The following is a 6,000-nucleotide window of genomic DNA, read 5'->3' on the forward strand; positions in this document are numbered from 1 at the left end:
ATAACATACAAAGTAAGGTAAAACTATGGGCTGTGCAGGAAAGCTTCCTTATAACCTCTAAGGCAGCCTAGCATGCTAGAGTGAGGCTAAAAAAGAATTCCAACCAGCTTCTCATAGCGTCTACGCAGAACTTAGGACAAGTTCTGCGCTAGTCTCTAGATTATTGCTTTTCTATTTGGCCGTCTTTCATCACAAAGGTGACGTTTTCCATTACACTAATGTCTTTTAGTGGGTTGCCTTTAACCGCAATAATATCAGCAAGTTTCCCCGCCTCAAGCGAGCCTAATTGTGTGTTTTGCTTGAGTAACGTCGCCGAATTAATAGTGGCAGCCTGTAAGGCTTGTAGTTCAGTCATGCCAAATTTCACCATGCGGCTAAACTGCTTACCATTGTCACCGTGAGGATAAACGCCAGCGTCAGAGCCAAACACCATATTCACGCCTGCTTTTACCGCTTTTGTAAAACTAGCACGCTGAGTTGCACCGACCTTACGTTCTTTATCCAAGCTTTCAGGCAAAATACCTGCCTTCTCGCCCTCGCCAAGGATATATTCCGTATTGTAGATATCCATAGAGAAATACGTGCCTTTGTCTTTGGCTAGCTGAATGGCTTCATCATCAACAAAACTTACATGCTCTACTGAGTTCACACCTGCTTTAATTGCAGACTTGATACCATCCGTGCCGTGCGCGTGGGCAGCAACCGTTAAACCGCGTAAGTGCGCTTCGGTCACAATCGCCGTCATTTCCTCTTGAGAATATTGCTGAGCCCCCACTTTAGTGCCTTTAGATAGTACGCCACCCGTTGCACAGAACTTGATTAAGTTAGCGCCATATTTAATATTTTCACGTACCTTTTGCCTTACTGCCCAAGGACCATCAGCCACCCCTTCTGAAAATACTTTGTGCTCATGGGTTAGGAGGTTGTTGTCACAATGGCCGCCAGTGATCCCAAGTGAAGGGCCTGCTGCGTTTACACGAGGGCCTGATACGTCACCATCAATGATGGCATCGCGCAGCGCGATGTCAGCATAGCCAGCAGCACCGAGGTTGCGAACAGACGTAAAGCCCGCACCTAGTGTGCGCTTGGCGTTTCTAACGCCTGTAATTGCCGCACGCGGTGCGGTGCGTTGCAGTCTTTTGTAGCCATGAACATGTGCGTCTGAAGTTAGGTGAACATGCATATCAAATAGACCGGGTAACAATGTGTGGCCACTTAGGTCTATCACCTCAGCACCTTTTGGATAGGCTTTACGATTTGATTTTCCGACTGAGATAATCTTATTGTCTTCAACGACCACAGTTGCAGGTGAGATAAGCTTGCCTGACACCACATCAACCGCAGAGTCAGCATTCAAAACATACGTTTGCGCGTACACACTGCTTGATACAAAGAGTGCCGTGCTCATCCATATTTTTTTATTCATGTTACTTCCTCATTTTTTGTTTGAGTGTAGAAAGAATATGGCTTGCAAACAAACCGATCGCGACCAATAACCGTTCCCATTTCAATAAAGCTAGGTTTTTCTGTCTATTATCACTTTGTTAAACCAGAATAATGCAATGGCGGTTATAAGTGCGATAGCGGCAAATAGCCCCCACATTAACTCTGGTGCCGCCATTTCTTGCACCAACACTTTATAGCTCCAACCAGATAAAAATCCAGCAAATAAGAAGCCCAGCGCCATAGAAACAAAGTAGTAGCCCATATACAACGCAGCTTGAGATTGAGGCGCGATACTCGCAACATATTCTTGGCTTTTAGGAGAAGCAAGCATTTCACCAAGCGCGATAAGCAATATGACAGTGACAATGAGCTGACCGCTTAACCAGTCGCTATCGCTAAGTAATGCGATAAACGCAACCGTCATCACCAGTAAGCCCGTGACTAACACATAAAATGGTCTAAATCGCTGACAGAGAAAGCTCACCAAAATTTGTGCGACCACAATCGCTGCAAAGTCTAAATTAATGAGATACTCAGGATTAATTTGACGATATTGTACGAGTTGTTCAGCAAGGGCTTGCGCTTGGAGCTGTGAAAGTGCCTGTCCATTATCATGAAGCGCATTTAGCGTTTGTAGTATCAACTGTATTTGCTCATGCGGGACATTCACTTTGAGGTGAACCCATTCGAGCCTAATGGTTTCAATAGATACCGCGCCGCTTTCCTTAAGCTCGTTGAACAGCGTAAAAATGGCAGCAGTTAACTTATCAAGATCAACATGTGCTAAAAACGCGACGCCAGAATCGCCAAACCACGCCAATATATCTCGGGTATCTGCATAATCACGGATATACACAGGTAAAGTATAAAAAAGCTGATTATAAACAGTCCAAAAGCCTGCAAGGATCAGCAAATATAACGCAAACGGCAGGTTACTCACCTTCATCGGTTGTTGCCACCATGCTTTAGTCGGCGCTCGATTTATAAGCATTCTGTCCCACATCCAGTTGGCTACTAACCATATTGCAATCCAAGTAAACGCTTGACTGTAGTTAGAAAACCCAACTCCTGCTGACATCAATAGCGCTAGTGCGACAAACAGCGCAAGTGCTAAGCGTGTATTACCCAGCACCGACTGTGCGGTTTTTAATACTTGAGTAAGAGATTGCTTAGTTTTAGGTAATGTTTGCGGATCTTTGTAAAATAACATCAAGGGAATAAAGTTTATAGCAATCCAAATCGCCGACATCATAAATACTGCATCCCAACTAATGGCGCGCATATATCCCGCGACCAATGGACCTAAAAATCCACCAATATTCACCATGGTATAAAAGATCCCAAATCCAAGACCACGATTACCATCGTTTGTACTGTGGCTTACGGTGCCAACGACCACAGGTTTAAAGCAAGCGGCACCCAAAGCAACAAAGCTCAGCGCAGCAAAAAACGGCCAAAAACTCTGAGCCTGTCCCAATAAATAATAACTTGGCGTCATGACCAAAAATGCAAAGAAGAACATCTTTTTATACCCGACACGATCTCCTAACGCACCAGTTACAACAGGCAAAAGATATAAAAAGAAGGGAATAATCCCCTGTACCGCGCCACGCTCTATATCAGTAAAGCCAATACCACCTTGCGACTTTGGTGTTGTCATATAAATTGATGACACGGCGAAGAAGCCATACCAAGCGAGCCGCTCAAATATTTCCATGATATTCGCAATGTAAAAAGTTCGACCAAACCCAGACGGCGACGTTGACCGATTTGCCTCATTGAGATCTGGTTCACACCACTGCTGCTGATTTTGCATAATGACAATACCTGTTATCTTTGTTATCTTATATTGCATACAATATACACAAATAATAACGAGAGAAAAGTATCATGTCTTTATTTTATCTATTCCATACCTTTTATTGGCGAATACCCTCTATGCAAAAGCCCCGGCTAGTATTTGCTCCTCTAATTGCAATACTTGCTTTACTCAGCGGATGTAAAACTACGCGAAGCGATATTGCCGCTATTCCAAGCCCCGCTGATATGCGCTCTGAAATAAGCGTTAATGGTCGAGTCAGTACGTTGAGACACATTGATATCCAACATGTTGGTAAACAAATTCCGCTGACTTATAGCGATGGAAAAATAGCTAACTCGCGGGGCTATGACTGGTGGGTGAGTAAACATTTTGCGCTAAAAAGTGACTTTCCTGAGGACAAAGTAAAACTCTATTTAGAATTACTAGAAATGTCTTACCCTCACTATGTTGAATTGTTTGGTATGGCGCCTGCAGCGATTGATAAAAAGAGAATTGCTGTCGTCTATGGCAGTTCACGCCAACGTACAAAAGAAGCCATGCTGGACGACGGTTTTTTGCGAGGCGTACATAAAACGGCTGGTGGCGAAACCATGTTTTATAACCGCGCAGGGTACAACTTTCCGAGTCATCGCCAGCATCACCAGCGCTACATCGTGATCCATGAAACCATGCATGCGTTTCATATGGCACTGAACGGTCACTCAACTTGGGCACCAAATTGGATCACTGAAGGGATGGCAGATGCCATTGCAAGCCACGTATATAATCCAAATAAAAAACAGTTAACTGTGATGGTTTTCGACCGTGCTCCAATGAATTATCTGCACTTAGGTTTACAGCAGTATCACCAAAGTGGACAGCCATCTTTTGAAGCAATCAACGATGACCCATCACTCAAACGCGGGCTCAACTTTTTTATCGTACATTTTTTATTGAGCGACCCTGAGCGCTATCAATATTTTAAACGCTTTATTGCTAAATTAATGGACGCAAATCCTCACTCTGAAGACACCTTGCCAACTGCCAATGCACTCTTAAAACAGACCTTCCCCAATTGGCCTTTGCTTGAACAGCAGTTTGCAGCGTTTGTGCGCTCTGCCACGCCAAGTTTTTATATTGTCGACGGGCCTTGGGAGCAAAACGGTGCCGCATATTGGCTCAGAAATACCGAAAGCAAAGCACTTAATCGTCTAGACATTCATCCAAACTTTTCTTCAATACATGCCGTGATGGATTTTCCCGCACCAGATAAAACACCTCTAATCAACTCACTTGATGAGAATAGTGTTGCAGCACTAATCGACTTTGAGCCAGAGCAAGTTAAACGCGGGGAAATTGGCGTTGCGTTAATCACAGAGTTAACAGCCGAAAGCTTGGATGCGCGTATTGGACGCTCTAAAGCTGAAGAAGTTGATTTTAGTAAAGACAACCTACTGCAATTTACCCTTAAAGAAGGAGTAAAGTTAACAGTCTCTAGCAATCAAGCATTGTTTTCCTCGAAGTCTATCGCACTGCTGCCGCAATTACGCATGGATATCAAGCAGTATCATCAACTTGCCCTCACGCTTTCAAAGCAAAACGATGCGATCGTTATTAAAATGAAAACACAACACCATGAGCAACTGGCTAGGTTACAGTTGAACCAAATCGATATTTCAGCGCTTAGCTTGCAAAAAATCAGTCTTCTTGGTCGAAATAATAATCATAGAATAGCGCCCTACTTTGCCGCACATAAATACTTGATCACGAATAAACAGACCACTAATCCTTGGCGCTTTAAAGATGCATCGCTACTGCGCAGAGCCTTCAACACCTGTGTCGAATATGGCGCTAAGTTAAGTGGCTGTATGACCCCACTTCGCGAAATATTTAGCAAACAGAAATCAAGGACAGTCACTCAAACAGAGAATAAAACCCTTAACCACTTGCTGCAGAAGTGGCAATCAACACTTGGTGACGACGCGCTCTTTACGCTAAGTGGTATCAACACCCAGGACTATTTTTCTGATGGAGTACACTATCTTTACGTCAACAATCCCAGTAACCGTGATATTGCGCTAACTTACGGTAACGACACAGAAACTCTGGCTTCAGGTGAACACCGTGTTCTTTTGCCAAAACATACCTTTCAAAACTTAGTGATTGGTTGGAATGGGCTAACACAACAAAAGCCTCTTCTAACGCCAGAGGAACCTTTTGATGGGGTAAAAATGGAAGTAACTATTCGTGAAAATATAACCATTACGCTAACCGGTCCCTATTCAGGTGCATCGAGTGGCACATTACGCGTCGATTTTACCCCATTTCACTCATTCAAAAATGATGAGCTACTTTGGCAACTACCCGTTAGCTTCGCACCTTATGAAAGTAAAACTTTTAACGTAGATAAATTGCAGGGATTAAAAGATGGATTACTTGAGATCACGGGTGAGTTTGACGTTGATGGTGAGCCAATTAGGCTGGTTAAAATAATCAATTTGTAGAAACAATTAATTGGTAATCTGCAAAGCCAAATAAAGTAGGAACGATGGCTTTGTGCAAATAAGGTTAAGTGTTTCATACAACATGCACCACTAACTGCTCCCTTAACCTAAGCGAGCAGTTATACACTTTCAACCCATCTTAAATTGGCCGACTAGGTTAATTTATATTACTGTTGTGGTTTGTTGTGGTTCAATAAACCCGGACACTATTTTAGGTGGTATCATTACCACTCAACTAGAGGTGTCCAA

At 43.4% G+C, this 6,000-nt stretch carries 3 protein-coding genes; 1 reads left to right on the forward strand and 2 read right to left on the reverse strand.

Features of this window, described 5'->3' with window-relative positions; all coding sequences use genetic code 11:
• Positions 1-160: 160 nt before the first annotated feature.
• The gene (locus tag CKO50_RS05035; protein ID WP_095727273.1) at positions 161-1,426 is read right to left on the reverse strand and encodes an amidohydrolase family protein; all 1,266 of its coding nucleotides are present in this window, start codon (positions 1,424-1,426) and stop codon (positions 161-163) included.
• 90 nt (positions 1,427-1,516) lie between these two features.
• The gene (locus tag CKO50_RS05040; RefSeq protein WP_095727274.1) at positions 1,517-3,262 is read right to left on the reverse strand and encodes an MFS transporter; all 1,746 of its coding nucleotides are present in this window, start codon (positions 3,260-3,262) and stop codon (positions 1,517-1,519) included.
• A gap of 122 nt (positions 3,263-3,384) precedes the next feature.
• Between CKO50_RS05040 and CKO50_RS05045 the strand changes: the two genes are divergently transcribed.
• A complete protein-coding gene (locus tag CKO50_RS05045) occupies positions 3,385-5,751 on the forward strand; it encodes a hypothetical protein (protein ID WP_255229431.1) in 2,367 nt (788 codons plus the stop codon).
• The last annotated feature ends 249 nt before the right edge of the window (positions 5,752-6,000 follow it).

The sequence above is a fragment of the Pseudoalteromonas sp. HM-SA03 genome (genome assembly GCF_002289345.1).
Classification (GTDB): domain Bacteria; phylum Pseudomonadota; class Gammaproteobacteria; order Enterobacterales; family Alteromonadaceae; genus Pseudoalteromonas.